We start from the raw sequence: 26,034 nt of genomic DNA, 5'->3' as shown, positions 1-26,034 counted from the left end.
TTTTCTTGCATGAAATCGAGGTCACCAGTAACTTTTATTCATAAGAGTTTATCCTTTAATTCACTCTGTTTTGGTATGTCTTTGTCCTTTCTGGCTGGTGGCTTCGGTTTTGTGCAAGAGAGTTTGAGTTCTTAGAAAGGGGGGTAAGTTTATGGGTGTATTAAAAAATGCAAGGAAGGAGAAATACGTGCAAGGCCTTATTAGCGGTTTGTCACAGCGAAAGGCCTATCTTGTGGCTTACCCTAAAGCTTCTAAATGGAAGAGTGAGACTGTCGATAACAAGGCATCTAAGCTGTTAAGGGATGATGAGGTTTGGGCTAGGTATGTAGAGCTTCAGGAAGAGAATGCAAAAACGGCAGGATTGACTCGCGAACGTAAGAAGGAAATTCTTAAAAGGCTGGCCGAAGATGAGAGTATTAGTCCAAACGAGCGTATCAAGGCTATTGATGTCGATAACAAGATGGATGGCGAATACGTCAGCAAGGTTGACCTATCAGGCTCTTTAGAAACAAAGCAGTCTAAGGTTGATGATGTAATCGAACAATTGAAGGTTGCTGATGAAGAATGAGCGATTTGCGATTAATTCTATCACCTAAGTTCAAAGCATTTCTAAAGCATGATGCAGAACTGGAAGCACTTGAAGGCTCAACTGCTGCAGGCAAGACAACCGTCGGGGTCTACAAGTTTATCTTGAAAGTTTGGCAATCCCCTAAGAAGATTCACATCATCGCAGGTGATGATACAGGTACGGTAGAAAAGAACCTGATTAATAAAGACCTAGGGATTTTAGATGACTTTGGCGATCTTGTAGAGTACAAAGGCAACGGATCAAAAGAATACAAGATGCCACACTTAATCGTGCACGCCACAACTGGAGATAAGATTGTCTTTATAGTTGGCTATTCTACCAAAGAGAAGTGGAAAGATGCGTTAGGTGGCCAGTATGGATGCCTACTTATTGACGAGGTAAACACAGCAAACATGGAATTTGTGCGCGAGTCTATTATGCGTGCAGACTATACCATGATGACATTGAACCCTGATGACCCATCACTCCCTGTATACAAAGAGTACATCAATCGTTGCCGTCCCATTCAGAAATGGACAAAAGAAACACCACAAGAGATTCTAAATGATTTAAACGAGCCGGAGCATCCAAACTGGATACACTGGTTTTTTAACTTTGATGACAACTATGGATTATCTGAAGAAAAGAAAACTCAGATTATTGAATCTGTACCAGTAGGCACTAAACTCTGGAAGAATAAGATCAAGGGGCTTCGTGGAAGGGCCACAGGGCTCGTTTTTAGCAACTTTGAGCGCAAGACGAATGTTATCACGTACGAGCAACTAATCGCTCAAATAGGCGGCAAAGACAAGTTCAGGAAGGCCTTTAAGGTTTTCACGGTAGGCATCGATACAGCCTACTCACAAAAGTCACCTGATACGATCGCCATGCTGTTTCAGGGAATAACGTTTAACGGTAAACTGATAACGCTTGATGAAGAAGTTTACAACAATGCAGATCTGCAGATTCCGATTGCTCCAAGCGACACAGTACAAAGATTAGTTGACTTTGCGGAAAGAAATCGAGAGAAGTGGGGATATGCAAAGTACATGTTCTTGGATTCGGCTGATCAAGCGACCTTCACAGAATGGCAGAAATGCAAACGCTTGAACGGTAGCATCTACGAGGTGATACCAGCCTACAAGAAAACAAAGATTATCGACCGCATCAACTTGCAGCTAGGATGGATTGCTAAAGGTGATTACCTGGTATTAGACCACTGCAAGAATCACATCCACGAAATGGAAGTCTACAGCTGGAAGGAAAACAAATATGAACCTGAAGATGGTAACGATCACACGATTAATGCAAATCAGTATGCATGGTTGCCATTTAAGAGAGAAATAGGAATTGGAGGAAAGTAACCAATGGGTATTGGAATGAACATCAAGCAAGCTATTCAATCATGGCTTGAAATAAAACCTGCTGATCGAGAAGGAGTAACGATTGATGAAGCTTATGATTATGAATTTAACGCAGGAATCAACCGAGTATGGATGCGTGGTCAGCCAGCAGAATTATCGGCGCTCTATAAGCAAATAAAGGGCGCTGGTAATAAGAATGCAACATTCTGGGGAGCAACGCCGTCTACACCTATTCACAAGATTCATACAGGCTTGCCAGGATTAACGGTAAGAGTGCTAACGGATATTGTTATTCGTGATTTGAATAAAATCGAAGTCAATAAGCGTAATGACGAATGGCAGAAGATTGCAGATGATAACAATCTGAAGAAATTATTCAAACAAGCGATTAAAGAAACTTTGTTTGTTGGCGATGGCGCTTTCAAAATTTCAGTCGATAGCGACATTTCAAATGAGCCAATCATTGAGTTTTATCCAGGAGACAAGATTGATTTAATCCACAAGCGTGGAAGATTAGTGGAGATTGTTTTTAAGACTGTTAAGATTCAAGAAGGCACAACACGTAAGTACTTACTAAAGGAACGCTACGGGTATGGCTATGTTAAGTATGAGCTATTTCATATCAATGGATATAGTTTGGGTAAGACGGACCTTTATGAGCTAGAAGAAACAAAGGACCTAGTAGATGTGCAGTTTGGCGGATATGATGAGGAAACAAAAACAAAGGGAAGCTTTATGATGGCAATCCCTTTTTCTATCTTTGAATCAACCATGTACAAAGGTCGAGGTGAATCAATTTTTGATAAGAAAAAGGATTCATACGATGCGCTTGATGAGGTTGTTTCGCAATGGGCAGATGCAGTTAGAGCAGGGCGTGCGACAAAGTATATCCCTGATTCGTTAGTGCCTAAAGGCGCTAATGGAATGGACCTTCTACCAAATGACTTTGATGATCGCTTTATAAAAACAGGAAACGCTATTGGTGAGGATGCAAAACAGCAAATCAGCGTTGTACAGCCTTCAATCCCAACAGAGAACTATCTGCAGAGCTACATTACTTATTTGGATCTATGCCTACAAGGCTTGATTAGCCCGTCAACATTAGGCATTGATACAAAGAAGTTAGAGAATGCCGAAGCACAGAGAGAAAAAGAGAAAACAACTCTGTATACAAGAAATGCGATCATTGAGGCCTTTACAGAGATGGTTCCTAAGCTAATTACAAGTGTGCTTATGACGAAAGATGGTATGACAAATAAGGGATTGTCACAATTGCTTGACATCGACGTGAATGTTGATTTCGGTGAGTATGCAAATCCATCGTTTGAGGCTGTTGTCGAAACTGTCACTAAAGCTAAGCAAGGCGGAGTAATGTCAATTAGAACCGCGCTAGACGAGATGTATGGCGAATCTAAAGAAGATGCTTGGAAAGATGAAGAAGCACAACGTATTGCTGAAGAGAGCGGAGCGGTTGATCTGCCTGAGCCAAACGTGCCAACAGACATAGGAAGCGGGATGGGCTTTAGCTAATGGCTGAGTACGATATAGCCGAGGCGCTTCGACGCATAGAGCTAGAGCTTATCGGGTCGATGAAGCGGAACTGGGAGAAGCACAACCTTGAAGAAAAAGAGACGGGCTTTACTTGGTCAAGATGGCAAGCGGAGCAATTAAAAGGGCTTGAGGACTTCAAAAAGAAGAACCCCAAGCTTTTTTCAAGCCGTTTCCAAGCCATCAATGAGAATTTCTTGAACACCCTGCTAAGTCAACGAGAGACTAACTTTTTCGGTGTCAACCATGACAGAATGCGGGCTTTAATTAAGGCCTCCACGCACGACCTCGTTAAAGCTGAAACGGCCATGTTACGGACGACTAACGACGCCTATCGTAAGGTCATATACAACGCTCAGGTTTATATGGCCAGTGGTGCTGGGTCGCTTAAACAGGCAATAGACATGGCTAGTGATGACTTTTTGACGAAAGGCATTAACTGTGTGGTCTATAAAGGTGGCCGTCGGGTTAACATAGCCACCTATGCCGAGATGTCGCTAAGAACGGCTAATAAGCGAGTGGCTCTATATGCAGATGGTGCAAGACGCCAGGAGATGGGAATACATACCGTCAAGGTATCGAAGTATGGAATGTGTTCTAAGACCTGTCTACCGTGGCAGGGCAGAGTCTATGTTGATGATGTATATAGTGGTGGTACAGCGGACGAAGCTAAGCAATTGAAACTTCCTTTATTAAGTGAGGCTATACACGGTGGACTATTTCACCCCAACTGTAAACATCAATTAAGTACCTACTTCCCTGAGGCCGATGACGAAGACGACGACGACTTAAGAACACCATCAGGTCAAGTGTCCTATGAGAACCCACCAGGAACACAAGAGCACCACTACCTCCAACATCAAATTCAAAGAGAAAGACGCCTACAGATTGGCTCTTTTGACGAGAATAAGATACAGGAGCACGCGAACAAAGAGCGAAAGCTGGTTGATTTAGATGAAGCATACCTGAAGCAAGCGGAACAGTATGCAGAAATCAAGAATGAGAGAAGAGAGTTGTATGAGAAAAATATCGAAAAATTAAAAGACATTCCAAAGACACTTTCCAATTTTGTTAAAGATGAGAAAAGATGGATAAAAGAAAAATATTCAAATATATCACAAGAAAAGATACAGATTATTGAAACGAAACTAGAAAAGCTGTTCAGTAATTGCGAATTACACATGGCGGTAAGTCCTGAATCATTAGATAAAATTGTTGATGAAGGGTTTAAGAATGCTCAAGAAGTCGGGAAATATCCGAAAAACATATTAAAATTCAGAAATGAAACTTCAAAGAATTTATTTGGGTATGAAGAAAAAATTAAGAAAAACGAATATGAAAAATATGGTTATTTAGGATGTAGAGATTTTTTGGAAGACGCAAACACTGCACGTGTTGATCAATATGGCGGCATTATTGTTAGATTTAATAAAGATAAAATGGGAAGCAATGTTACATATACTGATCAGGATAGCTTGGGCTATGGTAGTGCTAGTAAGATACATGCTGGATCTTGTAAAAATGGTATATCAGTTGCAGGGGTTGACCCACGAGCAACCAATGAAATGTATGAAGTGCTAAATCATTATTCTGAAGAAACTTTAGATAATCCACATAAGATTATTAAAGAGTATCAGAAAAGTTCCCATAATATGCAAGCGAGGTATTTTGAATTACAGTATCATGGCAAGGTAGGGATTGATAAAGTGGAATCTATATTTATAAGAAAAGACGTTAGCGTACCCCAAGAAACTATTGGTAAATTAAAGAAAAAAGGTATTACAATATATGTAGAGAAAGGTGGCGGTAATGTTGATAAGCTGTAAAAAAATACTGGGCTATAATGGTCGCGCAGTTGTATGCGAGATTGAAGGCGATGAAGCATTCGCAAAATATGCATGTGTTTTGACTACGGCATATCCTTCATCAAGTGCAGATATATGGGTTGACTTAAGTAATCATCTAGAAACGTTTTATCAACATGATGATTTTAATGAGCCTTTTACAAGTGATTTATTGCCATTAGTCAATGAGCGATTACAAAAAGCGATAGAAACTGATCATTATCAGAGTTTTATTGAAGCGATAAAAAAAGGCGAGCTAGTGGATGTTTTTTAAGAAAAACACTATATTTTTCATCCAAAAAAACACAAATTTTGTAAAAACTATAATTGCGTTGTAAAAGTGTATAAAAAAAGCTAACCCTCTGTACGAACGCAACGCGTTAAGTGTACGGCGATTAGCTTCTTCGCCATCAATATATCACTTTGTGTCTATTAGTCAAGCACCCTGTTAAGAGTGCTTTTTTAGTTAATGAAAGGAGAAAGGGAATGAAAGTCGAATGTATTCAATCCTACTTTGATAGGTTGCTAGATGAAACCATTGAAGCCGGAAAAGAAATTGAATGTGATGAAGAACGGGCAAATACTTTAATTGCATTCGGTGTGGCTAATAAACTAGAGGAAAGTTCACCAGCCACTAATGAAACAAATACAGAAGTTAAAGCAACTACTGGCGGATGGTTTAGGTAATTGTTTTTTATGGCCAATCACGACAAGCCATTAAAAAAGGTGCGTGTTTTTTTATGGGAGACACCCAAAAACAGGAGGAAACTATGGAACAAGTTTTTTTAAAGTATCCGCTTCAGATTCAGTATTTTGCTGATGATGGAGCACAACCAAACACAGGAGATGGAAATAACAACAATGGTGCTTCACCTAGCGCGCAAGGGGCAAATTCAAGCGTTTCTATCGACTACGACAAGATTGCTGATGTTTTAGACAAACGTGGATCACAAGCTCAATATGCTGCCTTGAAAGGATATCTAAAAGAGCAAGGAGTATCTGCTATTGAAATGGATAAGGCAATCAAAGAGTTCAAAGATAAGAAAGAAGCAGACAAGCAGTCTAAAGAAAAGGAACAAGCAGATATGCTTGCAGAAAATAAGCGCTTAAAGCTGCAGATTCAAAATATCGAAATCGATAAGAAGATTTCAGAATTTGCTGAAGGTGTTAGCGCTGAAAAATTACCTTTCTTAGCAAAACTTATTGATCGTTCCAAGTTGTTAAACGATAAAGGGGAAATTGTTGAAGACAGTGTTAAAGCTGCTATCGAAGAAGTTGTGAAGGCATTCCCTGATTTCAAAGCACAGGTAGGAGCGACAGTACAGGGTTTCACAAAAATCGGAGCAGATGGCTCCAATTCAAAGGCATCACTGGATGATGTCCTTGCCAAAAATTTTGGTGTTAAAAAATAGGAGGAATATTAAATGCCAAATACAATCGAATATGCAAAGAAGTATGTACCACTCTTAGATCAGGTTTATGCACTCGCATCATTAACAGCCGATCTAGAATCTGATCCAGAACTAGCTAAAGAAGGAGCAAATGCGAATGAAATCGTTATTCCTAAGTTAGAGATGGATGGTTTAGGAAAGTATGACCGTAACGAAGGCTATACAAAGGGCAATGTTAAGTTCAAGTATGAAACTGTTAAGTTCAACTATGAGCGTGGTCGTGCATTCAATGTAGACAACATGGATGAAGAAGAAACAATGAATGTGATTGCTCCAAAGATTATGGGAGAGTTCACACGTACAAGGGTAGCTCCTGAAGGAGATGCATTTACTTTTGCCAAGTTAGCAGGTAAGACAGGCGTTTCAAGTGCAACTGGTGCATTAGCTACTGGTGAAGCTGTGGTTAAGGCGTTACGTACAGCATCTACAAAGATGGATGAAGACCAGGTTCCAACAGAAAGCCGTATCCTTTACATCACGCCTACATTAAAGGGCTTGATTGATGATCTAGACACAACAAAGTCTAAGGCTGTTCTAAACAAGTTCTCAAAGGTTGTAGAAGTTCCACAAGCTCGTTTCTACACAACAATTGATTTACTTGATGGGAAGACTGGTGGAGAAGAAGCGGGTGGTTTCAGAAAGAACACAGCCGGTAAGGAAATCAACTTCATGATTGTTGAAAAGTCTGCAATCTTAAAGTACAACAAGCACATTGCACCAAAGATTGTTACACCTGAACAAAACCAAACGGCAGACGGTTACATCTTCGGATACCGCAAATATGGCTTAGTTGATGTGTATGAAAACAAGCTTGCTGGTGTATATTGCCACCATGCTGCATAACAAGGAGGTACAGATTATGGCAGAAACAGTAGGAAAAATCTTCGTTAAAGAAGTGGATACAGAAGCGGTTGAACAAGTTGAGCCTATTGAGCCAATTGTTGAACCGGAGATTCAGCCTGAAATCGAAGAAACAGGTAAAAATAGTAACAAGAAATGAGGTGATGTAAATGCAATACGTCGATAAAGCGTATTACAAGGGCACCTATAACGGTATTATCTTGACTGATGATAATGCCGATAGATACTTATCGATCGCTTCCAGACAGGTTAATACGATCTGTAGAGGACAGATTGAGGGGATGGGCTTTGACAACCTGTCTCCTTTTCGTAAGTCTTCCATCCAAGAGGTGATATGTCGACAAGCAGAATTCCTTTATCAAAACGAAAGCATGTTAGAAACGTACTTGAACAGTTACGCTATCAACGGTGTAGTTATGCAGTTTGGACAGGCGTGGAATCTACACGTGGAAGATGGAATTGCGATGCATAGAGAGTTGTATCAGGTATTACTTAGAACTGGGCTTTGCTATAGAGGTTTTGGTTATTATGGGTAACTGGCCTTCCTTGGTATTGCCACAATTCTGTAAAACACCAATTCATCTGGTATTCCATCAAGAAGGAATTGATGAAGACGGAGCACCGGTCAAAGCTTTAGAGTTGGATGCCTTGTGCAATTATCAAGGCTCTGCAAAGCGCGTACGTACCGATAAAGAGACGTTTGTGCAATTGACGGGTATTTGCCTATTTAACGGAGATGTAGCCCCTAGCGTGCTTGAAATTGGCACAGGCGAGGCGGTTATCTTCGGAGAGAAGAGGACCATCGTTTCTGGGAAGAAGGCACGTAACCCTGATGGTAGCGTGAATTACTGTGAGGTGGATCTTGGGTAAAGTAACAATCAATTATAGGAACATAGCTATCTTAAAAAGAGGGTTTCAAAAAGCGATTGGTTTAACCGCGGAAGCTATCAAAACTGATGTGATAGATAAGCAGATGATACCTTTTGATAAAAGTACGCTTCAGGAATCCACTTTTATTGATGATAAGCGAGACCCTAATAAGGCCTATATAGTGTCATCAACTCCTTATGCGAGACGACTATACTATCATCCGGAATACAATTTCCAGAAAAAAAATAACCCCAATGCAGGTGGTAAGTGGTTTGAGCCGTGGACCTCTAAAGGTAAATACGCCGGATGGGTAAAACGACGCTTTGAAGCGTTTATAAAGGAGTGTTCGGATGTCTAAAACAATGAGACTTTACGAAGTTAGAGACTGGTTAAAAACATTCAATATTTTTAGCCATTATTACATCGGTAAGTTGGATCAAAAGCCTGATAAGGCGATAGGTGTTTACCAGTTGTCAACTTCTGGTAGTCCGATAACGGCATTAGGCAATAAGTCTTCTTACAACATTAAACGTGCATCACTATTGATTCACTGGAACAACAACGCTAAGGAAACGGATAGTGCTGCCAATGATCTGTTTGAAACAATCATGAATGCAAAACATCCAACTATAGGTGATTGGAAAGTGCAGTTTATTAACATGCTAGTTCCGGAACCGCAAGACGTCGGAACGGATGATAAAGGAATTTATGAATCAGTCATTGAAATTGAAATTTATTATGAAAGGAAGGAATAAATATGGAATATACAGGAGTATTTCCGGTCTTTAACAATCAATTCATGTTTGATATTGGCTCGAAAGGAACACCTAAAAAAGTAAAGGTTGCAGACCTTGAATCTTTTTCTGTGTCTTTTTCTAATGGAATTGAAACATGGACACCAATGGACACAGAGGGCTGGCAACGTGGTTTAATGACCGCAAAGTCTTTAAAAATTGAATTTAAAGGGAAGAGAAACGTTGGTGATGAAGGTAATGACTTCATTGCCGGCCTTGCTTATAAGACAGGCGCAGATGTAACTATTCCCTTCGAATGGACGATGGTTAGTGGTGCCAAATTAGCGTTTAAAGCTATAGTGGATGTGACATCTGCTGAAGGTGGCGATTCCACAAATGTTGGATCCTTAGAGTTCACAGTTAACTGTGACGGTAAACCAACCTATACGCCAGCAATTTAAAACAAAAAAATAGAAAGGGTATGGGCGGTCATGTGGGCTGCCCTTTTAAATTTACATATGGGAAAAATTATTGATATTAGTTCTAAACTTGTTAACGAACCTAAATTCTTACAAGTTGCAGAAGGAAAGACTTATAAGGTCGATGATCGTAAAAATACAGTATTAAAAATGAATGAATTGTTAGATGGTGGAAGTGCTTCTGCTCATGCTATTGATAAAGCAATAAAGTTAGGCCTAGGCGAAAAAGCGTTTAAAGAAATTGAAGCCATGGATCTATCTATTACAGCGTATCAATCTTTATTTATCGGAATGATGGCATTAATGATGGATAAATCTTATGAGGACATGAATAAAACGTTTCGTAGCTCCACAGAATAATGAAATGTACTATGACTTGTTTGAGGATTGGGATTTAATCGATGCTTCAGTTACTCAGCAATACGGAATCCGTTTAAGATATGAGCCTGAAATGCAGTGGGGAGAGTTCTGTACTCTACTTACTGGATTGAATGGTGATACGCCATTAGGGCATGTAGTTGATGTTAGATCCACTACGGATAAAGAACGCATCAAAAACATGTCTGCAAGCGATAGAAGGATACGTGCTGAGTGGCAGGCAAGACAAGTTAAGAAGCCTATCAATGAAGCAACCTATATGCAATCTATGAAAGCTCTAGAAGAAGCTATGAAAGCATTAGCTTCTTAGAAATGAGAGGTGAAAATGGGAATGGAAGTAGGCTCAGTAGAGCTGGGTGTTAAACTTAATGAAAACCTCGTAAAAGATTCAGCAAAAGTTGCAAATAAAGCTGAAAGTATTCTCACAAACAAATTCAGTTCTATAGGTGCTACTATCGGTAAGGTCTTAGCTTTAGGGGCTTTAGTGAAATTCGGATCACAATGTATTCAATTGGGCTCTGACCTTGCTGAAGTACAGAACGTAGTTGATGTTACCTTTCCGACCATGTCAAAACAAGTGAATGAATTTGCACAAAATGCAATAACCAGTATTGGCATGTCACAAAAGGTAGCTAAAGAGTATATGGGTCAACTCGGTTCTATGGCTCAAGCTTTTGGTTATAGTGAAAAAGCTTCTTTTGGGATGGCAAAAGCTATCACTAATTTAACTGGTGATGTAGCTTCGTTTTATAACCTATCCAACGATGAAGCTTTTACCAAACTGAAATCGGTGTTTACAGGTGAGACAGAATCACTAAAGAGTTTGGGTGTAGTCATGACTCAAGCGGCACTTGATGAATACGCAATGGCTCACGGTTTTGGTAAAACCACTGATAAGATGTCAGAGCAAGAAAAGGTTGCTTTACGCTTAGCCTTCGTGCAGAATGCTTTAGCTAATGCTAGTGGCGACTTTGCTAGAACATCTGATGGCTGGGCGAACAGTACAAGGGTGCTATCTCTTCGGTTCGAGGAATTAAAAGCTACTATTGGGCAAGGATTGATAAATGTATTCACACCCATTATAGCTATCATAAATAGCGTTTTAGCTAAGCTACAAACGCTGGCTAATTATTTTGTCGCTTTTACTAGGTTAATTAGTGGCAAAAAAGGTGCTTCGGATGCAACTGGATCAATGGCTAACAATTTGAAAAAAGCTGGAAAGTCTACTGGTGGCTTAACATCAGGATTAGGCAAAGCTGGTAAAAATGCGGGTAAAGTAGCCGATAATCTGAAAAAAGCAAAAGGTTTTTTAGCTGGTTTTGATGATTTGAACGTGATTAGTAGTACCGATGACTCGTCTAGCAAAGGATCAAAAGGGGTTGGTGCTGGCGGGGCTGATTTTGGAAATATGAATGTTCCAAAAGGTTCAGCCGATTTAAGCGGAGTTGATGAAATCTATAACAGGGTTAAAGGGACTTTTGATAAAATAACTAATTTTTTAGGTAAAAATAAAGTGACGATCACTTCGCTTTTGGGTGGTATGTTTGCCGGCTTTACAGCTTATGAACTACTAAAAAATTGGGGAGCTATTAAAACTGCTTTCAAAGGTATGATTTATAAAATACAGTTTCTAGGTTTATGCTTTAAAACCTTCTTTGGCACTATTTTAAATGGTGGTGGAGTTATGAAAGCCTTTAGTGCTGTTTTTGGGACTTCTTTAGGACCGATAATAGCTATAAGTTTAGCCATTGCTGTGATAACTGCAGCATTGATATACCTATATCAAACGAGCGATAGTTTTAGAAATTTAGTTCAAACTGCATTAGACAGTATTTCCGGGATTTTGAATAGTTTGTGGACTAATGTTTTACAGCCACTAGGCGCTTTTCTGATGGATATATTTAATACGGTGCTAGTACCGTTGGGAACTTTCATAGCTCAAACCTTTGTCAAAAGTGTTGAAGTTGTATTTAGTATACTTATGCAGTTATGGATTAGCGCGCTTACACCTATTGCTAAATTTTTAGTAACCGTATTAGGAATAGCACTTAAGACGGTCATTGATATTTGGGATGAATGGAAGCCAGTCATCGATACGATTTTCAAGGCAATCAACTGGATTTGGATTAACCTTTTATCTCCATTAGCCGATTTCATGAAAGGTGCCTTTATGGAAGCTTTCAAAGTGTTTGGTAACTTTATAGATGAGCTTATCTACAATGCTACAGAATTGTTTAAGGGTTTGTCGGATTTCTTGGTAGGAGTCTTTACTTTGAATGTTGATAAAGCAATGTCGGGGATTCAAAGAATCTTCTACACGCTATTGAGTTTCTTAGAACGGACTTTCGGTATTAAATTTACAGCCGTATTTGATGTTGTGAACGGGGTAATAGTCGGATGGTTCAGTGGTATTAAGCAAGCGTGGGCTGGAATTAAGCAAGTCTTTAGTGGAATTATTCAGTTTATAACTGGGATATTTTCAGGAAATTGGAAACAAGCTTGGAATGGAATTGTAAAAGCCTTTGGTGGTATCTTCCAAACGATAGGAGGACTAGTCAAGGCACCACTTAACGCCGTGATAGGATTAGTGAATGGTGCAATTAATCGAATCAACGGTGTAGGCTTCACCGTACCGGATTGGGTACCTTTTATGGGCGGTAAACAGTTTAGAGTTAATGTTCCGAAAATTCCAATGTTAGCAAACGGTGGGTATGTTGGTGCCAATGCCCCTCAATTAGCACTGATTGGTGATAATAGACATGAAGGGGAGATCGTTTCTCCTGAAAGTAAGATTTATCAACAAACCAAGCGTGCTGTTGATGACGCTTTGATGGCGAGTCAAGGTACAGCTACTGGAACTGATGTAATCATTCAGCTTATGTACGAAATACTTGATACGCTTCAAAACTTAGGAATTGAGATAGATCGAGATAAACTGCTTAAGCTTATAGATCAAAGAAACAAGCAACTAGACTTAGCAAAAGGGGGATAATAAGTGATTACATATGAAGATATTAAAATTAAAGTGAATGGAGCACTACTCCCTACACCTACAAACTTTTCTTTTAGCTACGAAGACTTAGATAGTGATAAATCTTTACGCGATATTAAACGAGGGGTGCTCCATAGAGTCCGGATTAGAGAAGATGTACTTAAGATATCTTTAACATATACACTGGATGAGTTAGATACAATTTCTAAAATCATGAAAATGGTTGAGTCAAAAGATTTTAATGTAGAGACGGTAGATATTAAAACGTCAAAAAGAAAAACGTATAAGATGTACTGTTCAAAAAAGAAATTTCAGCTAATTTCAATTGGAAGAGGTGTCTATGCTAAAGGCTTTTCCATCGATTTTACGGAGTGCTAACACATGAGAATTTATTACATAAAAAAAGGAACAGATACAGCTGAAGATATTACATCCTTAGTTGTATCTTTTAAGTCTTCATATAGCTTTCAAGAAAACCGACTTTTAGGGAACACGCCAAGCCTTATGCTGGATATCGATTTGAATAACGTTGATGGAACTTTAACGGGGTGTGCTGAAGGCACTTTCTATATTGACACTAATCAGATTGACGGTTCAGACATCCCTGCTCAAGAGTTTTTAGTTCAAGAAGCGCCAGAAAAGTACACTAGCAAGATATCTCTTACTTTATATGACAAAATGATTAAATTTAATCAGCCATATAAAAGTGCTTTTAGCTATAAGAATGGCGAATATCCAACCATTTCACAACAGCTAGATGAAATGGAAAACTTATCGGGAATTAGTATAGATAAATCTAACTTGTCGCAATTAGTCTTGAACTCAAAAGCTGAATGGATAGATACCACGATTATTATGCGAAACTACATTGGATGGATAGCTGAATTGGATGGCAAAAACGCTCTTATAGATCGGGCTAACAGAATTGTTTTTAGAAGCCTTTTAACTGCTAATCACGACATCGAATACGCTTCCGACTTTGATAAGACAGATCTAATTACGATATCAAGAGTGGCATATGACGACGGCGTCAATTTGATAGTTTCAGGCAACGACACAGGCAAAACCCTATACATTGACCAAAGTAATTCATATTGCAACAACCAAGCTTATACAGACTCAATACTAGCCCTATATAATGGGCAATCCTTTTATGGCTTATCAGGTCTAAAAACATTAGGTAAAGATGGCGTATGGCTTGGCGATACAGTTACCTATGACGGTCTTAAGTGCATTGTTTTAAGTATTAAACGAGATTATGCCGGCCAAGAATCCGCCTTTGAGTTAGACGGTGAAGTAGCTCTTAAAAATACAGATACAGTGGTAACTAAAGTATCGGATAGGGTGCGGATTAAAAGACTGCAAGTACTTGCCGATCAAACTGAAAATAAATTGTCTATCATATCCAAAGATTTAGAAAATTCAAAAGGCCGTATAGCTGAGTTGAAAGTATCTAGTGGAGCCATCGAATCCAAGGTTTCAAAACTGGCGGGTGAAACTGAAGATACTAGAACTGAACTTAAGACTTTTCAGGGTCAAACGGCTGAAAAATTCAACCAAACTGTTTCTAAAAAAGAGTATGATGGCGCAATATCTGAAATTCAAAAGAATTTTGATGAAAAAGGTATTCACGTTAAGCGAAAAATCAACGGTCAAGAGACTAAAAAGGAAGCCCTTTTGAATGACGACGAGCTTCGCTTTACTAGAGAAGATGGAACAGATGCGGTTCGAATTAACGGACATGAGACCTATTTTGGTAAGTATGTTACCTACGGTTCACACCGCTTTGAAGCTTTTTATGGCCTTGAATGGGACGATGATTCCGTAGGCGGAGTTAATGAGAACAACAGAATCGTCGGTACAGGCACGTTTTTAACTAGAAATGAAGGTAAGTAGATATGTTGATAAGTACAACTTGGAAAACATTAACAACAGCAAAAGCTGGCAGTAGTTCCAATATTGAATGGGCAGTTGAAGCCCGCTTGCTTAGTCAAAATAAGTTTGATAACTCCTCTTCCTATGAGCTTAGACTAACAGCTAAAGCTCTTAGTGGTAGTGGATCATCCAGCGGTGTGGTTGTTAGCGGAGACATTAATAGGGAATTAGGCTATGTTTCTATCAATTCTAGCGTGAAAGTATGGGCGGTACAACAATTAACAATCAAACACAACTCAGAGGGAGATGCTACAAAAAAAGTAGATGTTAAAGTTACAGCTCATGGCTTTAGTCCACTAAGTACGGGTGTTATGACCGGGGTTTTGGAGTTTCCACAGATCCCAAGAGAAAGCACAATAACCTCTCAATTTGGAGATTATATTGACGGAAAATCGAAAGCCGTCATTTTAGTAACTAAAAAGTATAGTGGCTTCACGACGACTGTTTTGGTTAAGTATGGATCTAAAACTTTAGTTTTAGGAACAAAGTCGAGTGCGACAGATTTTTCTTTCCAAGTTCCCCTAGAGTGGATAAAGGAATTTCCATATAAAGAAAGCGAAAAAGCTTATGTGTACGCTGATACCTATAGTGGAGATACGAAGATTGGTTCTACTACTAGCGATTTCTTTACGGTTTTTAATCCGCCAACTAGAACAGTTCAGAGTACAGGAGCCCCAGTCGGAGAAAAGTTTAATCTAAGTGTTATTAGAAGCCCAAGGTTTGACTTTTTGACAGATAGAATCTATGTAAAAGAAGAAGGGTCAACAGAGGAAATCATGGCTTGGGATAATCCAAGTAGCACTGATCTATCTTTTCAAATTCCACTGGAGTGGGCAGAAAAATTTCCTACCGCTTTAAGTCATAGATGGTATGTGTACATAGACACTTACTACGATGGCTTGAAAATCGGCAATACCAGGCATGATTATGGAACTGTGACAGTTCCTGAAAATGCAAAGGCTGATGGAATCAATCCTAATGTTATTGAGCTTAATGAAAGGGTTCTTGTTAAAGGACACGGCATAACGCTTATAGGACAATCTAAAAAGCGATTGAGTATAAAGGCTATAGCCAAATTAGGGGCTTCAATACGAAGTGTTAGTGTTAAGCAAAATGGCAGCAATATCGCTACTTTAAGTAAAACCATTGGAGATACTTATGAGGGCGAAAGCAAATCTATACTAAATGGATCTTATTTGTTCTCTATTACAGATAGTCGCGGGCTGATGACGGAGGTATTAGTAGAGGAAGCAAGCTATGTATACGCTGATATAAAGCCAGAATTAAGCATATCTAGAAAAGTTCCCACAGCTAATGGTGGAACCTTAAAAGCTACAGGAACAATATTCAATCAGCTTAATAATCAATTAAATATCGAAGTTAGAGCTTATCGGGATAACGCCACTGAAGAGGATAACGCTGTCATTAAAAAACAACCAAAATTTATATATGATCCATCGTCCGTTGATTTTAGTTTTGAAATGGAGCTTGAAAATACCCTTTATGAAAACAACTATACCTTTATCGTTGATTTTAAAGATGATTTCATGGAAGTGTCACAAAGAATAGATTTTCCGAGCTCTATCCCCGTGATGTGGCTAGGGAAAAGAACGGTTCAAATCAACGACTACTTAATGGTTAAAAAGGGGTGTTCGGCTGGTGGTAAACGACTGCTAAATGCAGATAGCTTTATCATCCAAAGTTTTGAGAGTTCAGATGGTGGTCAAATTGATAAAGCGACTGGAATTAGACAGAACTTTGATATCTTATCTCCTACGGGTTATGTTTTACTGGCTCCACTTTTTGCACAAGCAACAAAACATAGGGATATAGCCTGTACCATTGAGAAATTTAGCGGGAATAAAGTTTCGGTTATTGCTCACAACTACAATGATAATTGGGTGTGTCCGGATAGTTATGTTCGTTTGTATTGTTTATTTGTAAAAATTTAGAAAAGAGGAAGAATGAAAATCAAAAATAAATTAATTAAACGTGATTCCTTGTCAGATTTCAAAGAAGTCTTGGACGAATTAAAGCCAAAGACGGTCATTGAAACTGACTTAGGCTATCAGTACTTGGATCGTCTTGAAATTTCAAAAGAAGAAGAAAAGTACGTGCTAAAGTTGGTGCTATTTGAAGCTACTGAGGAACAAATCTTAAAGACTCAAATTGAAAAAGCTAAACCTTTGGTACAGGATACTTTGAAAAAGGCTGATGATGACACCAAACAAAAGTATTCGGCTTTCTATCCAAATTACAGAGACGATAAAGACGGATATACCTACCAAGTTGGCGATCTAAGAAGTCAATACGGTATTTTGTATCGTTGCAAAAAAGTGCACAAAAAGGATTATCAAGCCTTACCACAACTTTTAGGCGAGTACTGGGAATTAGTTAAAAACAAGCCGGATAAGCCAAAGAACCCGAACCTACCAAAAGAAAAGCCCGCCTTTTATGAAGCAGATAAAACTTATGCGATAGGTGATTACGTGCTTTTCGGCGATAAAGTCTATCGAAGAATTAATAAATCCGGTAACGACGGTTCACCATTTAGCGATCCTAAGAACTGGGAACTAATTGGTAAGTGGGAAGAATAAGAAAGAAAGAGAGGAAAAGAATTATGAGTTTAAGAGGTATTGATATTAGTAATTGGAAGTCGGATTTTAACCCAAGTGTAGTGGATTATGATTTTTTAATTGTTCAATGCACATGGGGTGGTGGAGAATTAACAGTCAATGGGATTATTAATTCAGTCTGGCCGGGTGCTGATGGCATGATTCAAAAGTGTTTAGCACGAGGGAAAAAGATGGGCTATATGCACTATATTAGAGGTCGCAAGTCGGCAAAAGAAGAGGCTGAATTCTTCGTGAATAACACAAAAGGATATCTTCATAAAGGGATCCCTATGGTTGACTGGGAAAATGACGACAATTCAGTGTTTGGTGATTATAGCTATCTGTCGGCGTGGGTTGAACGGTTTATTGAACTAACCGGCGTACCACCTATGATTTATGCTGGTGCCAAGGATTATGCGAAGGTAGCGGAAGTTGGAAAACGCTTTAACTGCGGCTTACATATCGCACAATACGCCGACACAGATACTCACATCGGGTATCAAGGGAATCCATGGAATGAAGGGGCATACGCTTGTGCTATTCGTCAATATTCATCCACTACCTACGTTCAAGGATATAGTGGTCGTTTAGACGTCAATAAATTTTACGGTGATAGTGAGGCTTGGGATAAATACGCTAATCCTAAAGGGGCTAAAACAGAAGATTCAACACAAAAACCACCATCTAAGTCCATCAGCGAACTAGCAACAGAAGTGATCGCGGGTAAATGGGGGAACGGTGTGGAACGTAAGGAAAGATTGACTAAAGCAGGATATAACTATGAAGCAGTTCAATCTAAAGTAAATTCTATGTTTAATAGCTCTTCTAGCAGTTCATCTGCTATTAAGGTTGGGGATAGTGTCAAGGTCATCAATCCAGTTGATTACAACGGCACAAGAATTGCTTTGTATTACGATCGCTACACCGTCATGGAATTAAGAGGTGATAGAGCCGTTATTGGTGTGAATGGCACAGTTACTTGTGCTATCAAAGTATCGAATTTGAGAAAGTAAGAGGAAAATAAAATGGATAAAATAGATAGTTTTTTAGGAATGAGTGAAAGAGCCTTTGGGGCTGTCGCTATTGTTTGTGGAACGATCGCCACAGCTTTAGGCGGTGGAGATGTGATGTTGACGGCTTTAATTGCATTTATGAGTATCGATTACATTACCGGGCTCATCACTGCCGGTGTATTTAAAGCTTCACCAAAATCAAAGACTGGGACTTTAGAAAGCCGTGCAGCCTTAAAAGGGTTGTTTAGAAAAGGCGGCATTTTAGTGATTGTGTACATGGCTGTTCAATTAGAAAAAGTAACCGGCATGGAAATTATTAGAAACGCCGTAGTCACCGGCTTTATCGCAAGCGAAGGAATTTCAATTATTGAAAACTTCGGATTGATGGGACTTCCAATGCCCGCCGTTATAACCAAAGCCTTAGATGCTTTAAAACAGAAAGCAGAAGCACAACCTCAAATTAATTCAGAAAATAAAGAATAGTATAGTAAAGCCTACTCCGCATGGGGGTAGGCTATTTTTTATTGCTCTATATTAAAATAAGGAAAGGGGAAAAATGATTTGTTCTCTAAAATGTTCTCCAAAATAGAAAAAATATAATAAAAAGCCCTTAAAATAAGGACTTTCAGAATAAGCTAAAATGCACCGAACAAGACTCGAACTTGCATGAGTTACCTCATACGCCCCTCAAGCGTACGTGTCTACCATTCCACCACCGGTGCAGTGCCATCATTATAGCAAGCTCTCTTTGTTTTGAAAATAAAAAGATGGGAAAGTAGTGCGACACTTGTATTTCAAGGTAAATACGACTAAAATTATAAGGCTTTTATGAGAAAGAAAGGGGCAAAGGGATGGACTATAAAAAAATTATTAATATTGCGGTAATTGCACACGTAGATGCCGGTAAATCAACACTTGTAGATGCGTTTTTACACCAAAGTCATGTCTTCCGAGATAATGAGGAGGTTGCAGATTTAGTGATGGATTCTAACGATTTGGAGCGTGAAAGAGGGATCACTATTTATTCCAAGAATTGTTCCGTCACTTATAAGGACTATAAAATCAATATTGTAGATACACCTGGTCACGCCGACTTTTCTTCCGAAGTAGAACGCATTATTAAGACGGTTGATACAGTTATCTTGTTAGTCGATTCAGCAGAAGGACCAATGCCTCAAACACGTTTTGTTTTACAAAAAAGTTTAGAATGTGGATTAAAACCAATTTTATTAATCAATAAATTAGATAAAGCCGAAGCCAGAGTGGATGAAGTTATTGATGAAGTTTATGATCTTTTCTTAGAATTGAATGCTAGCGATGATCAATTAGATTTCCCAATTTTGTATGGTATCGCACGAGATGGAATTGTTCGATATGAAAAAGAGGACACTAACACTGATATCGTTCCTTTGTTTGAAACCATCATTCATCATACTCAAGCCTATCCGAATTTAATGGAAGAACCCCTTCAAATGCAAGTATCAGCATTAGCTTATGATGATTACATTGGTCGATTGGGAATTGGGCGTGTCTATAAAGGAACGTTAAAAGCAGCCAGTCAAGTGACTGTAGCGAATGCAAATGGTACAGTTAAAAATGGTAAAACCAATCAAATTTTTGTATACAAAGGATTGAGTCGTGTGGCTCAAGATGAAATTCAATGTGGGGAAATTTGTATGATTTCTGGCATTTCAGATATCAATATTGGAGATACTTTGTGTCCTATAGGAGCTCCCGATCCAATGCCTGAGTTGAAAATCGAAGAGCCAACATTATCAATGAATTTTATGGTGAACGATTCTCCTTTTGCAGGTCAGGAAGGTAAGTTTGTGACATCCCGTAATATCCGGGAACGCTTGGAAAAAGAGTTGGAAGTAAATGTAGGCTTACGAGTAGAAGATACGGATTCAACCGATACGTTTAAAGTTTCCGGTCGTGGCGAATTGCATTTAACGATTCTTTTGGAACAGATGCGTCGTGAAGGCTATGAAATTGCGGTTTCTCGTCCGGAGGTTATTTTAAAGAAAGAAAACGGACATACTTTGGAGCCGATTGAAGAAGTAGTGATTGATGTGCCTACGGAATACTCCGGTTCAGTTATTTCCAGTCTAAACTTGCGTAAAGGAATAATGCAAAATATGGAGGATATTGGTAGCTATACTCGCATTACCTATTCCGTTCCTACTCGTGGTTTGATTGGTTTCCGTTCAGATTTCATCAATATGACACATGGGGAAGGAACATTAGTTCAACGCCTTTCAGGTTATGAACCATACAAGGGTGAAATTCCACAGCGTGAAAATGGAGCTTTAATTTCTACAGATACAGGTGGAGCCATGACTTATGCTTTATGGAATATTCAAGAACGTGGTCAATTGTTTATTGGGGCACAAACTCCGGTGTATGAAGGCATGATTATCGGTGTGTCGTCTAAGAATATGGATATGGGTGTCAATCCATTGAAAAACAAGAAGATGACAGCTGTTCGCTCAACTGGAAATGATGAAGCGATGAAGCTTGTGCCACCTCGCCAATTAACACTTGAAACAGCGATTGAATTTATCAATGATGATGAATTGGTTGAAATTACACCGGAAAACATTCGTATTCGTAAAAAATGGTTAACAGAAATTGATCGTCGTCGACATGCTCGTGATATTGGTCGTATTGAAAGAGAAGAAGGCAAATAAAAAAGGTGAAACTATTTCATATGTTGGAAAAGAACCTATGGAGTAGTTTTTTATCTATCTGGAAAGATTCTATAAGAAAGTATGTTTTTGAAATTAGAAGTACCAAGATGAAAGCTTCTTCATAATCATGATAAAATTAGGATGATTTTACATAGGAGGTCATGATATGACAGCTTTGGAAAGATTTATTCGTTATATTACGATTCCGAGTACATCCAATCCGAAAAGGGAAGATATAACCCCTTCTTCAGATCATCAATGGAATATGGCTCGTCAATTAGAAAAAGATTTAAAGGAAATTGGTCTAAGCCATGTCCGTGTGGAAGAACATTGTTATGTGTATGCAGAGTTAGAAGCGAATGCGGATGTGAATGGACCAAGCGTTGGATTTATTGCTCATATGGATACAGCACCTGATTTTAATGGTCAAAACATTCACCCAAGAGTTATTGAAAACTATGATGGCGGTGTTATTGTATTGAATGAACAACGACACATGAGCCCGGAAGAATATCCGGCTTTAAAGCGTAAAGTGGGTAAAACGTTGGTTGTGACGGATGGAACATCTTTGTTAGGAGCTGATGATAAAGCAGGAGTGACCGCTATCATGGAAGCTATGAAATATTTAGTGGAACACCCTGAAATCAAGCATGGTAAGATTTGCATTGGTTTTACTCCGGATGAAGAAATTGGAAATGGGCCAAAATACTTTGATGTTGAAAATTTTGGAGCTGATTTTGCGTATACGATAGATGGTGGTGACATTGAAGAGTTAGAAGATGAGAATTTTAATGCGGCCAGTGCTGTGATTAAAATTTCAGGTAACTCTATTCACCCGGGCAGTGCAAAAAATCGAATGATTAATGCAGCAAAACAAGCTTGTGTGTTTCAAACGATGATTCCCGATGCTTTAAGCCCCGAGCACACAGAAGCTAGAGAAGGATTTATTCATTTGCTTGAAGTAAATGGAAATACGACAGAGGCGACTTTGGAATATATTTTACGTGATCACGATTTCAATCGACTTCAAGAACAGAAAGAATTATTAAAATCAGCTTCACAACTTCTCAATAAACAGGTGGGTCAAGAAATTTGCACGGTAGAATTTACCGATTCGTATCGCAATATGAAATTGGTTTTGGAGAAATATCCACAAGTGGTACAGATTGCTCAAAAAGCAATGGAAAAAGTAGGGATACAGGCTGTTCGTACTCCAATTCGAGGAGGGACGGATGGAGCTCAATTGAGTTATATGGGATTACCTTGTCCTAATCTGGGTGCAGGAGGAGCAAATTTCCATGGCCCTTATGAATATCTGGTTTTAGATGAAATGTTAGAGGCCATCCAAGTGATTGTCCAAATTGTGAAAGATGTGGCAGAACTATGATTGGAACTTGTACCTTAAATCCATCTTTAGATTATTATCTGGAATTTGAAAAAGAAATTGAACTTGGTAAAACGAATCGTTCGAACTTAGAATATTATGAAGCTGGTGGAAAAGGAGTCAATGTATCGATTGTTTTGAATAATCTTCATATTCCTAGTCGTGCTTTTGGCTTCTTGGGTGGTTTCACAAAAGACTTCTATATTTCTTTATTACAAAAATATGAACAAATTCGACCTTCTTTTGTTTATATTGATGGAATGACACGCATTAATGTAAAAGCTCATGCCCCAACACATACAAACTACAATGCGGCAGGTCCGTATATTACCCATGACGATATGAAGAGTCTAGCGGAAAAAGTAAGTTCTCTTTATGAAGGGGATTACTTTGTGCTAGCCGGTTCGACCCCTTCTTATTTAGAAAATGAGGTCGTGGATATTTTATGTCATGAGGCAGAAGATGGAGTGAAACTTGTCTTAGATGATTGTGATTCTATGATTGTTGAAAAATCTTTGTCTTTTAAACCTTTTCTGGTGAAATTTAATTTAGAAGAATATCAGGAAAAAGTAGGGCATTCAGTAAGTCGGGATGAATTAGTGGCGCATGGCCAATCTTTATTAGCGAAAGGGGCTTGTCATGTGATCATTCTGGAGAGTAAGAAAAACGCTCTTTATATTAGTGAAGAAGGTAGTTTTAAGGCTCCCTTAAGCGATGGGGAACAGCGAGTGAATACGGTTGGTGTTGGTGATTCAATCGTAGCTGGTTTTTTAATGAATTATCAGCGTTCTTATGATGGAATGGAAAGTTTCCGTTTTGCGGCAGGTTGCGGTTCCGCTACCGCTTATTCGAAAAGCTTAGCAACGATGGAGAGAATCAATCAACAATTTGAAAGCATTGAAGTGACGAGGTTGGAAGATGAAAAAGAATAGTCTTTGTTTTTGGATGGCTATTTGTTTGAGTGCTTGTTCTGCAAAAAAAGGTTATCAAGAGCCAAAGGTGGATACACCGTTGAAAATTGAGTCTTCCGTTTCACTGAAAGGTGATCGTTTAGAGGCGAAGGCTTATGCTAAGCTACAAGGAAAGTTAGGTTCTTTTCAAAAGGTGAGCTTTCAACAAGCTTTGAAGTTCATCCAAGATAAAGGAACAGGTGTGTTTTATTTTGGGAAAGTAGAAAGTCTTTATGATCAAGTGTTACTTCCGGAATTGAACGAAGCGATGAAACGTAGCAATGTAACGGTGTATTACATTAATACCAATGAAGAAATTCAGGAAAAAGAGTATCAAACCATGGTTAAGATTTTAAAACCTTTTTTAAAAAAAGATAAAAATGGCCATTCAATTTTCTTGACGCCGTTTGTAGTGGTTGTTAAGCAAGGAGTGATAGTGGATGGTCAGATTTCGTTGAAGAATAATCAAATCATTAAAGATGAAAAAGATAGTTTGAGTTCTGAGGTGAAAAAAGAGGTTCAAAATCGTTATTTAGAGATGTTTCGAAAGATTGCATCTAAGTGAGAGGGATCAGATGAATATAAAAAAAGTGATATTGATTTTACTGGCACTCAGTTTATTAGGTGGTTGTACCAATAGTTATCAAGAGCCAAAAGTAGATCAAAAAATTGAAGCTGACTATAAGTTGGAACTCAAATCCAGTCAAGCAGATATGAGTGGTTATAAGTGGATTCGGGGGAAGAAAGCTGATTTTAAAGAAGTAAGTACAAAAGAGGCGTTGCGTTTGATCAATGAAAAAGGAACGGGTATTGTGTATTTTGGATATACCAAGTGTGCCTATTGTATCAGGGCTGTTCCGGAATTGAATGAAGCGATGAAGAGAACGGGCGTTTCAGTCTATTATGTGGACACAACGAAGGCAAATGAATTGGATATCAATTCAGCTTTAGCTAAATTATCGCCAATTCTTCAAAAAACAGGGGATAATACCGATGGTTTCTATGTGCCATTAGTGGTGGCGATACGGGATGGTGTTCCTGTAGCGGAACATACCTCTTTATTAAAAAGCTATGAGATTACTAGTGAAGATTCACAGATGAGTGAAGAACAAAAGAAAGAACTGCAAAATATTTACATTCGTATTTTTCAAAAAATCGCAAAGTAAGTCAAATGATGACTTACTTTTTTGATAAAATAACCGGCAAGATAAGCGGTTAAAGGTAGTACAATCGGAACGGGAAGAATAGTATAATATTAGTAAATAGTTAGAGAAATAAACTCCAAAATTGTTCAGGAGATAAGCGAAATAATGAAAACATATCAGGATATAAACAAAGAAACTATTGACAGATGGGTTGAAGAAGGCTGGGAATGGGGGAAATCAATTTCGCATGATGAGTACATTAATGCAAAAAATGGAGAATGGAGGATTTTTCTTACTCCGACTGTTTCAGTTCCACATGAGTGGCTTGGGGATTTAAAAGGAAAAAAACTCTTAGGTTTAGCATCAGGTGGAGGGCAACAAATGCCTATATTTAATGCATTAGGGGCAGATTGTACTGTACTTGATTATTCTTCAAAGCAAATAGAAAGCGAATTTTTAATTGCTGAAAGAGAAGGCTATAATATTAAAGCTATTGAAGGAGATATGACAAAAATTTTGCCTTTTGAAAATGAAACTTTTGATATAGTGTTTCATCCGGTTTCTAACTGTTATGTTGAAGATGTGCAACATGTTTTTAATGAAGCCTATAGAGTTCTGAAAAAGGGTGGTATTCTTCTTGCGGGTTTAAATAATGAGATAAATTACATTGTGGATAATGAAGAAAAAGAAATTATTTGGAAAATGCCTTTTAATCCATTAAAAGATAAAGTGGCTAAAGAATATATGATTAAAGAAAAATCCGGAATGCAGTTTTCTCACAATATGACGGAGCAGATAGGCGGACAATTAAAGGCAGGGTTTACTTTGCTTGATATGTATGAGGATACAAATGGTTTTGGTAGGCTGCATGAACTGAATATTAAAACATATATTGCAACAAAATCAGCTAAATTATAGGAATAGATAAATTTGAAATTGTGGGAGGTGATGACCATGAAAAAAATAATTCCATATATTTTTGTGGTAATAGTATCAGTAATTACGACATTCTTCTTCTTTGCGGCTATGAGTTGGTATCATTTTGGTGATATACCGACACCAACAGTGCTGATTAGATTGGTTTTTTTCTGTGTTGTTTTGATTTGCGTACTGAGTGCTATTACTTACTTCATCAAGAAAAAGAGATGATTATAAACTTCAGTTTGTCTAATTGAATATAACAATTTGAGAAACAGTAAATTGTAAATCAGTT

30 protein-coding genes and 1 tRNA gene are annotated in these 26,034 nt (G+C 38.4%); 30 read left to right on the top strand and 1 reads right to left on the bottom strand.

The genetic code is table 11. The features are described 5' to 3' along the window. The first annotated feature begins 151 nt into the window (after window positions 1-151). From HMPREF9013_RS05060 to HMPREF9013_RS04955, 23 genes are all read left to right on the top strand, one after another. Window positions 152-568: a hypothetical protein gene (locus HMPREF9013_RS05060; protein WP_006627305.1), complete on the top strand. Its 417-nt coding sequence runs from the start codon at window positions 152-154 to the stop codon at window positions 566-568. Beyond that, the gene (locus HMPREF9013_RS05055) at window positions 565-1,932 is read left to right on the top strand and encodes a hypothetical protein (RefSeq protein WP_006627304.1); all 1,368 of its coding nucleotides are present in this window, start codon (window positions 565-567) and stop codon (window positions 1,930-1,932) included. The genes HMPREF9013_RS05060 and HMPREF9013_RS05055 overlap by 4 nt, the downstream gene beginning before the upstream one ends. Before the next feature lie 3 nt (window positions 1,933-1,935). Beyond that, window positions 1,936-3,462 (top strand): phage portal protein, encoded by a 1,527-nt coding sequence (locus tag HMPREF9013_RS05050; protein ID WP_006627303.1) that lies wholly within the window; start codon window positions 1,936-1,938, stop codon window positions 3,460-3,462. Then, window positions 3,462-5,306 (top strand): phage minor capsid protein, encoded by a 1,845-nt coding sequence (locus tag HMPREF9013_RS07235; protein WP_006627302.1) that lies wholly within the window; start codon window positions 3,462-3,464, stop codon window positions 5,304-5,306. Before HMPREF9013_RS05050 ends, HMPREF9013_RS07235 begins: the two co-directional genes overlap by 1 nt. Continuing rightward, window positions 5,290-5,598, top strand: a complete 309-nt coding sequence (locus tag HMPREF9013_RS05040; RefSeq protein ID WP_006627301.1) for a hypothetical protein — start codon at window positions 5,290-5,292, stop codon at window positions 5,596-5,598. The genes HMPREF9013_RS07235 and HMPREF9013_RS05040 overlap by 17 nt, the downstream gene beginning before the upstream one ends. A 212-nt stretch (window positions 5,599-5,810) precedes the next feature. Further along, complete coding sequence (locus HMPREF9013_RS05035; protein ID WP_006627300.1) at window positions 5,811-6,011, top strand: hypothetical protein; 201 nt, start codon at window positions 5,811-5,813, stop codon at window positions 6,009-6,011. 83 nt (window positions 6,012-6,094) lie between these two features. After that, window positions 6,095-6,736, top strand: a complete 642-nt coding sequence (locus HMPREF9013_RS05030; protein ID WP_006627299.1) for a hypothetical protein — start codon at window positions 6,095-6,097, stop codon at window positions 6,734-6,736. A 12-nt stretch (window positions 6,737-6,748) separates the two neighbouring features. Then, window positions 6,749-7,618: a hypothetical protein gene (locus HMPREF9013_RS05025; RefSeq protein ID WP_006627298.1), complete on the top strand. Its 870-nt coding sequence runs from the start codon at window positions 6,749-6,751 to the stop codon at window positions 7,616-7,618. Window positions 7,619-7,634: 16 nt separating this feature from the next. Then, entirely contained in the window at window positions 7,635-7,775 is a 141-nt protein-coding gene (locus HMPREF9013_RS07480) for a hypothetical protein (RefSeq protein ID WP_006627297.1), read from the top strand. A gap of 10 nt (window positions 7,776-7,785) precedes the next feature. Next, window positions 7,786-8,172: a head-tail connector protein gene (locus HMPREF9013_RS05020; RefSeq protein WP_040333576.1), complete on the top strand. Its 387-nt coding sequence runs from the start codon at window positions 7,786-7,788 to the stop codon at window positions 8,170-8,172. Then, window positions 8,165-8,506 (top strand): hypothetical protein, encoded by a 342-nt coding sequence (locus HMPREF9013_RS05015; protein ID WP_006627296.1) that lies wholly within the window; start codon window positions 8,165-8,167, stop codon window positions 8,504-8,506. The genes HMPREF9013_RS05020 and HMPREF9013_RS05015 overlap by 8 nt, the downstream gene beginning before the upstream one ends. After that, a complete protein-coding gene (locus HMPREF9013_RS05010; protein WP_006627295.1) occupies window positions 8,499-8,864 on the top strand; it encodes a hypothetical protein in 366 nt (121 codons plus the stop codon). Before HMPREF9013_RS05015 ends, HMPREF9013_RS05010 begins: the two co-directional genes overlap by 8 nt. Before the next feature lie 4 nt (window positions 8,865-8,868). Further along, complete coding sequence (locus HMPREF9013_RS05005; RefSeq protein WP_040333615.1) at window positions 8,869-9,261, top strand: phage tail terminator protein; 393 nt, start codon at window positions 8,869-8,871, stop codon at window positions 9,259-9,261. A gap of 2 nt (window positions 9,262-9,263) precedes the next feature. After that, a complete protein-coding gene (locus HMPREF9013_RS05000) occupies window positions 9,264-9,701 on the top strand; it encodes a phage tail tube protein (protein ID WP_006627293.1) in 438 nt (145 codons plus the stop codon). A 30-nt stretch (window positions 9,702-9,731) separates the two neighbouring features. Continuing rightward, window positions 9,732-10,079, top strand: coding sequence for a hypothetical protein (locus HMPREF9013_RS04995; RefSeq protein ID WP_006627292.1), 348 nt, complete (start codon window positions 9,732-9,734; stop codon window positions 10,077-10,079). A 4-nt stretch (window positions 10,080-10,083) separates the two neighbouring features. After that, the gene (locus HMPREF9013_RS04990) at window positions 10,084-10,407 is read left to right on the top strand and encodes a Gp15 family bacteriophage protein (protein WP_050772085.1); all 324 of its coding nucleotides are present in this window, start codon (window positions 10,084-10,086) and stop codon (window positions 10,405-10,407) included. A 15-nt stretch (window positions 10,408-10,422) separates the two neighbouring features. Continuing rightward, a complete protein-coding gene (locus tag HMPREF9013_RS07230) occupies window positions 10,423-13,089 on the top strand; it encodes a phage tail protein (protein ID WP_050772084.1) in 2,667 nt (888 codons plus the stop codon). A gap of 3 nt (window positions 13,090-13,092) precedes the next feature. Continuing rightward, window positions 13,093-13,467, top strand: a complete 375-nt coding sequence (locus HMPREF9013_RS04980) for a hypothetical protein (protein ID WP_040333574.1) — start codon at window positions 13,093-13,095, stop codon at window positions 13,465-13,467. Between the two features lie 3 nt (window positions 13,468-13,470). Next, the gene (locus tag HMPREF9013_RS04975) at window positions 13,471-14,985 is read left to right on the top strand and encodes a hypothetical protein (RefSeq protein WP_006627288.1); all 1,515 of its coding nucleotides are present in this window, start codon (window positions 13,471-13,473) and stop codon (window positions 14,983-14,985) included. Between the two features lie 2 nt (window positions 14,986-14,987). Further along, on the top strand, window positions 14,988-16,976 hold the full coding sequence (locus HMPREF9013_RS04970; protein ID WP_006627287.1) for a DUF859 family phage minor structural protein: 1,989 nt from the start codon (window positions 14,988-14,990) through the stop codon (window positions 16,974-16,976). Between the two features lie 12 nt (window positions 16,977-16,988). After that, complete coding sequence (locus HMPREF9013_RS04965) at window positions 16,989-17,621, top strand: hypothetical protein (RefSeq protein ID WP_006627286.1); 633 nt, start codon at window positions 16,989-16,991, stop codon at window positions 17,619-17,621. Window positions 17,622-17,644: 23 nt separating this feature from the next. Beyond that, window positions 17,645-18,652: a GH25 family lysozyme gene (locus tag HMPREF9013_RS07635; RefSeq protein ID WP_006627285.1), complete on the top strand. Its 1,008-nt coding sequence runs from the start codon at window positions 17,645-17,647 to the stop codon at window positions 18,650-18,652. A gap of 12 nt (window positions 18,653-18,664) precedes the next feature. Continuing rightward, window positions 18,665-19,135, top strand: coding sequence for a phage holin family protein (locus HMPREF9013_RS04955; protein WP_006627284.1), 471 nt, complete (start codon window positions 18,665-18,667; stop codon window positions 19,133-19,135). Window positions 19,136-19,293: 158 nt separating this feature from the next. Here HMPREF9013_RS04955 and HMPREF9013_RS04950 read toward each other — a convergent pair. Next, window positions 19,294-19,374, bottom strand: a tRNA-Leu gene (locus HMPREF9013_RS04950). Window positions 19,375-19,503: 129 nt separating this feature from the next. Here HMPREF9013_RS04950 and typA point away from each other — a divergent pair. From typA to HMPREF9013_RS04915, 7 genes are all read left to right on the top strand, one after another. Beyond that, complete coding sequence (typA, locus tag HMPREF9013_RS04945; RefSeq protein ID WP_006627283.1) at window positions 19,504-21,342, top strand: translational GTPase TypA; 1,839 nt, start codon at window positions 19,504-19,506, stop codon at window positions 21,340-21,342. 166 nt (window positions 21,343-21,508) lie between these two features. Then, entirely contained in the window at window positions 21,509-22,729 is a 1,221-nt protein-coding gene (gene pepT, locus HMPREF9013_RS04940) for a peptidase T (RefSeq protein WP_006627281.1), read from the top strand. Then, complete coding sequence (locus tag HMPREF9013_RS04935; RefSeq protein WP_006627280.1) at window positions 22,726-23,658, top strand: 1-phosphofructokinase family hexose kinase; 933 nt, start codon at window positions 22,726-22,728, stop codon at window positions 23,656-23,658. Before pepT ends, HMPREF9013_RS04935 begins: the two co-directional genes overlap by 4 nt. Continuing rightward, window positions 23,645-24,241, top strand: coding sequence for a hypothetical protein (locus HMPREF9013_RS04930; protein WP_006627279.1), 597 nt, complete (start codon window positions 23,645-23,647; stop codon window positions 24,239-24,241). Before HMPREF9013_RS04935 ends, HMPREF9013_RS04930 begins: the two co-directional genes overlap by 14 nt. A 10-nt stretch (window positions 24,242-24,251) precedes the next feature. Further along, a complete protein-coding gene (locus HMPREF9013_RS04925; protein WP_006627278.1) occupies window positions 24,252-24,842 on the top strand; it encodes a thioredoxin domain-containing protein in 591 nt (196 codons plus the stop codon). Window positions 24,843-24,986: 144 nt separating this feature from the next. Then, window positions 24,987-25,739, top strand: coding sequence for a class I SAM-dependent methyltransferase (locus HMPREF9013_RS04920; RefSeq protein WP_006627277.1), 753 nt, complete (start codon window positions 24,987-24,989; stop codon window positions 25,737-25,739). A 36-nt stretch (window positions 25,740-25,775) separates the two neighbouring features. Next, entirely contained in the window at window positions 25,776-25,970 is a 195-nt protein-coding gene (locus HMPREF9013_RS04915) for a hypothetical protein (protein ID WP_006627276.1), read from the top strand. Window positions 25,971-26,034: the final 64 nt, after the last annotated feature.

The sequence above is a fragment of the Bulleidia extructa W1219 genome, assembly GCF_000177375.1.
GTDB classification, from domain to species: Bacteria; Bacillota_I; Bacilli_A; order Erysipelotrichales; family Erysipelotrichaceae; genus Bulleidia; species Bulleidia extructa.
This window is presented reverse-complemented; position numbering and strand designations above follow the sequence as displayed.

Bases quoted from the DNA above. Each gene is read 5' to 3' on its own strand.
- HMPREF9013_RS05060 (WP_006627305.1), top strand. From the start codon at position 152: ATGGGTGTATTAAAAAATGCAAGGAAGGAGAAATACGTGCAAGGCCTT.
- HMPREF9013_RS05055 (WP_006627304.1), top strand. From the start codon at position 565: ATGAGCGATTTGCGATTAATTCTATCACCTAAGTTCAAAGCATTTCTA.
- HMPREF9013_RS05050 (WP_006627303.1), top strand. From the start codon at position 1,936: ATGGGTATTGGAATGAACATCAAGCAAGCTATTCAATCATGGCTTGAA.
- HMPREF9013_RS07235 (WP_006627302.1), top strand. From the start codon at position 3,462: ATGGCTGAGTACGATATAGCCGAGGCGCTTCGACGCATAGAGCTAGAG.
- HMPREF9013_RS05040 (WP_006627301.1), top strand. From the start codon at position 5,290: ATGTTGATAAGCTGTAAAAAAATACTGGGCTATAATGGTCGCGCAGTT.
- HMPREF9013_RS05035 (WP_006627300.1), top strand. From the start codon at position 5,811: ATGAAAGTCGAATGTATTCAATCCTACTTTGATAGGTTGCTAGATGAA.
- HMPREF9013_RS05030 (WP_006627299.1), top strand. From the start codon at position 6,095: ATGGAACAAGTTTTTTTAAAGTATCCGCTTCAGATTCAGTATTTTGCT.
- HMPREF9013_RS05025 (WP_006627298.1), top strand. From the start codon at position 6,749: ATGCCAAATACAATCGAATATGCAAAGAAGTATGTACCACTCTTAGAT.
- HMPREF9013_RS07480 (WP_006627297.1), top strand. From the start codon at position 7,635: ATGGCAGAAACAGTAGGAAAAATCTTCGTTAAAGAAGTGGATACAGAA.
- HMPREF9013_RS05020 (WP_040333576.1), top strand. From the start codon at position 7,786: ATGCAATACGTCGATAAAGCGTATTACAAGGGCACCTATAACGGTATT.
- HMPREF9013_RS05015 (WP_006627296.1), top strand. From the start codon at position 8,165: ATGGGTAACTGGCCTTCCTTGGTATTGCCACAATTCTGTAAAACACCA.
- HMPREF9013_RS05005 (WP_040333615.1), top strand. From the start codon at position 8,869: ATGAGACTTTACGAAGTTAGAGACTGGTTAAAAACATTCAATATTTTT.
- HMPREF9013_RS05000 (WP_006627293.1), top strand. From the start codon at position 9,264: ATGGAATATACAGGAGTATTTCCGGTCTTTAACAATCAATTCATGTTT.
- HMPREF9013_RS04995 (WP_006627292.1), top strand. From the start codon at position 9,732: ATGTGGGCTGCCCTTTTAAATTTACATATGGGAAAAATTATTGATATT.
- HMPREF9013_RS04990 (WP_050772085.1), top strand. From the start codon at position 10,084: ATGTACTATGACTTGTTTGAGGATTGGGATTTAATCGATGCTTCAGTT.
- HMPREF9013_RS07230 (WP_050772084.1), top strand. From the start codon at position 10,423: ATGGGAATGGAAGTAGGCTCAGTAGAGCTGGGTGTTAAACTTAATGAA.
- HMPREF9013_RS04975 (WP_006627288.1), top strand. From the start codon at position 13,471: ATGAGAATTTATTACATAAAAAAAGGAACAGATACAGCTGAAGATATT.
- HMPREF9013_RS04970 (WP_006627287.1), top strand. From the start codon at position 14,988: ATGTTGATAAGTACAACTTGGAAAACATTAACAACAGCAAAAGCTGGC.
- HMPREF9013_RS04965 (WP_006627286.1), top strand. From the start codon at position 16,989: ATGAAAATCAAAAATAAATTAATTAAACGTGATTCCTTGTCAGATTTC.
- HMPREF9013_RS07635 (WP_006627285.1), top strand. From the start codon at position 17,645: ATGAGTTTAAGAGGTATTGATATTAGTAATTGGAAGTCGGATTTTAAC.
- HMPREF9013_RS04955 (WP_006627284.1), top strand. From the start codon at position 18,665: ATGGATAAAATAGATAGTTTTTTAGGAATGAGTGAAAGAGCCTTTGGG.
- typA (WP_006627283.1), top strand. From the start codon at position 19,504: ATGGACTATAAAAAAATTATTAATATTGCGGTAATTGCACACGTAGAT.
- pepT (WP_006627281.1), top strand. From the start codon at position 21,509: ATGACAGCTTTGGAAAGATTTATTCGTTATATTACGATTCCGAGTACA.
- HMPREF9013_RS04935 (WP_006627280.1), top strand. From the start codon at position 22,726: ATGATTGGAACTTGTACCTTAAATCCATCTTTAGATTATTATCTGGAA.
- HMPREF9013_RS04930 (WP_006627279.1), top strand. From the start codon at position 23,645: ATGAAAAAGAATAGTCTTTGTTTTTGGATGGCTATTTGTTTGAGTGCT.
- HMPREF9013_RS04925 (WP_006627278.1), top strand. From the start codon at position 24,252: ATGAATATAAAAAAAGTGATATTGATTTTACTGGCACTCAGTTTATTA.
- HMPREF9013_RS04920 (WP_006627277.1), top strand. From the start codon at position 24,987: ATGAAAACATATCAGGATATAAACAAAGAAACTATTGACAGATGGGTT.
- HMPREF9013_RS04915 (WP_006627276.1), top strand. From the start codon at position 25,776: ATGAAAAAAATAATTCCATATATTTTTGTGGTAATAGTATCAGTAATT.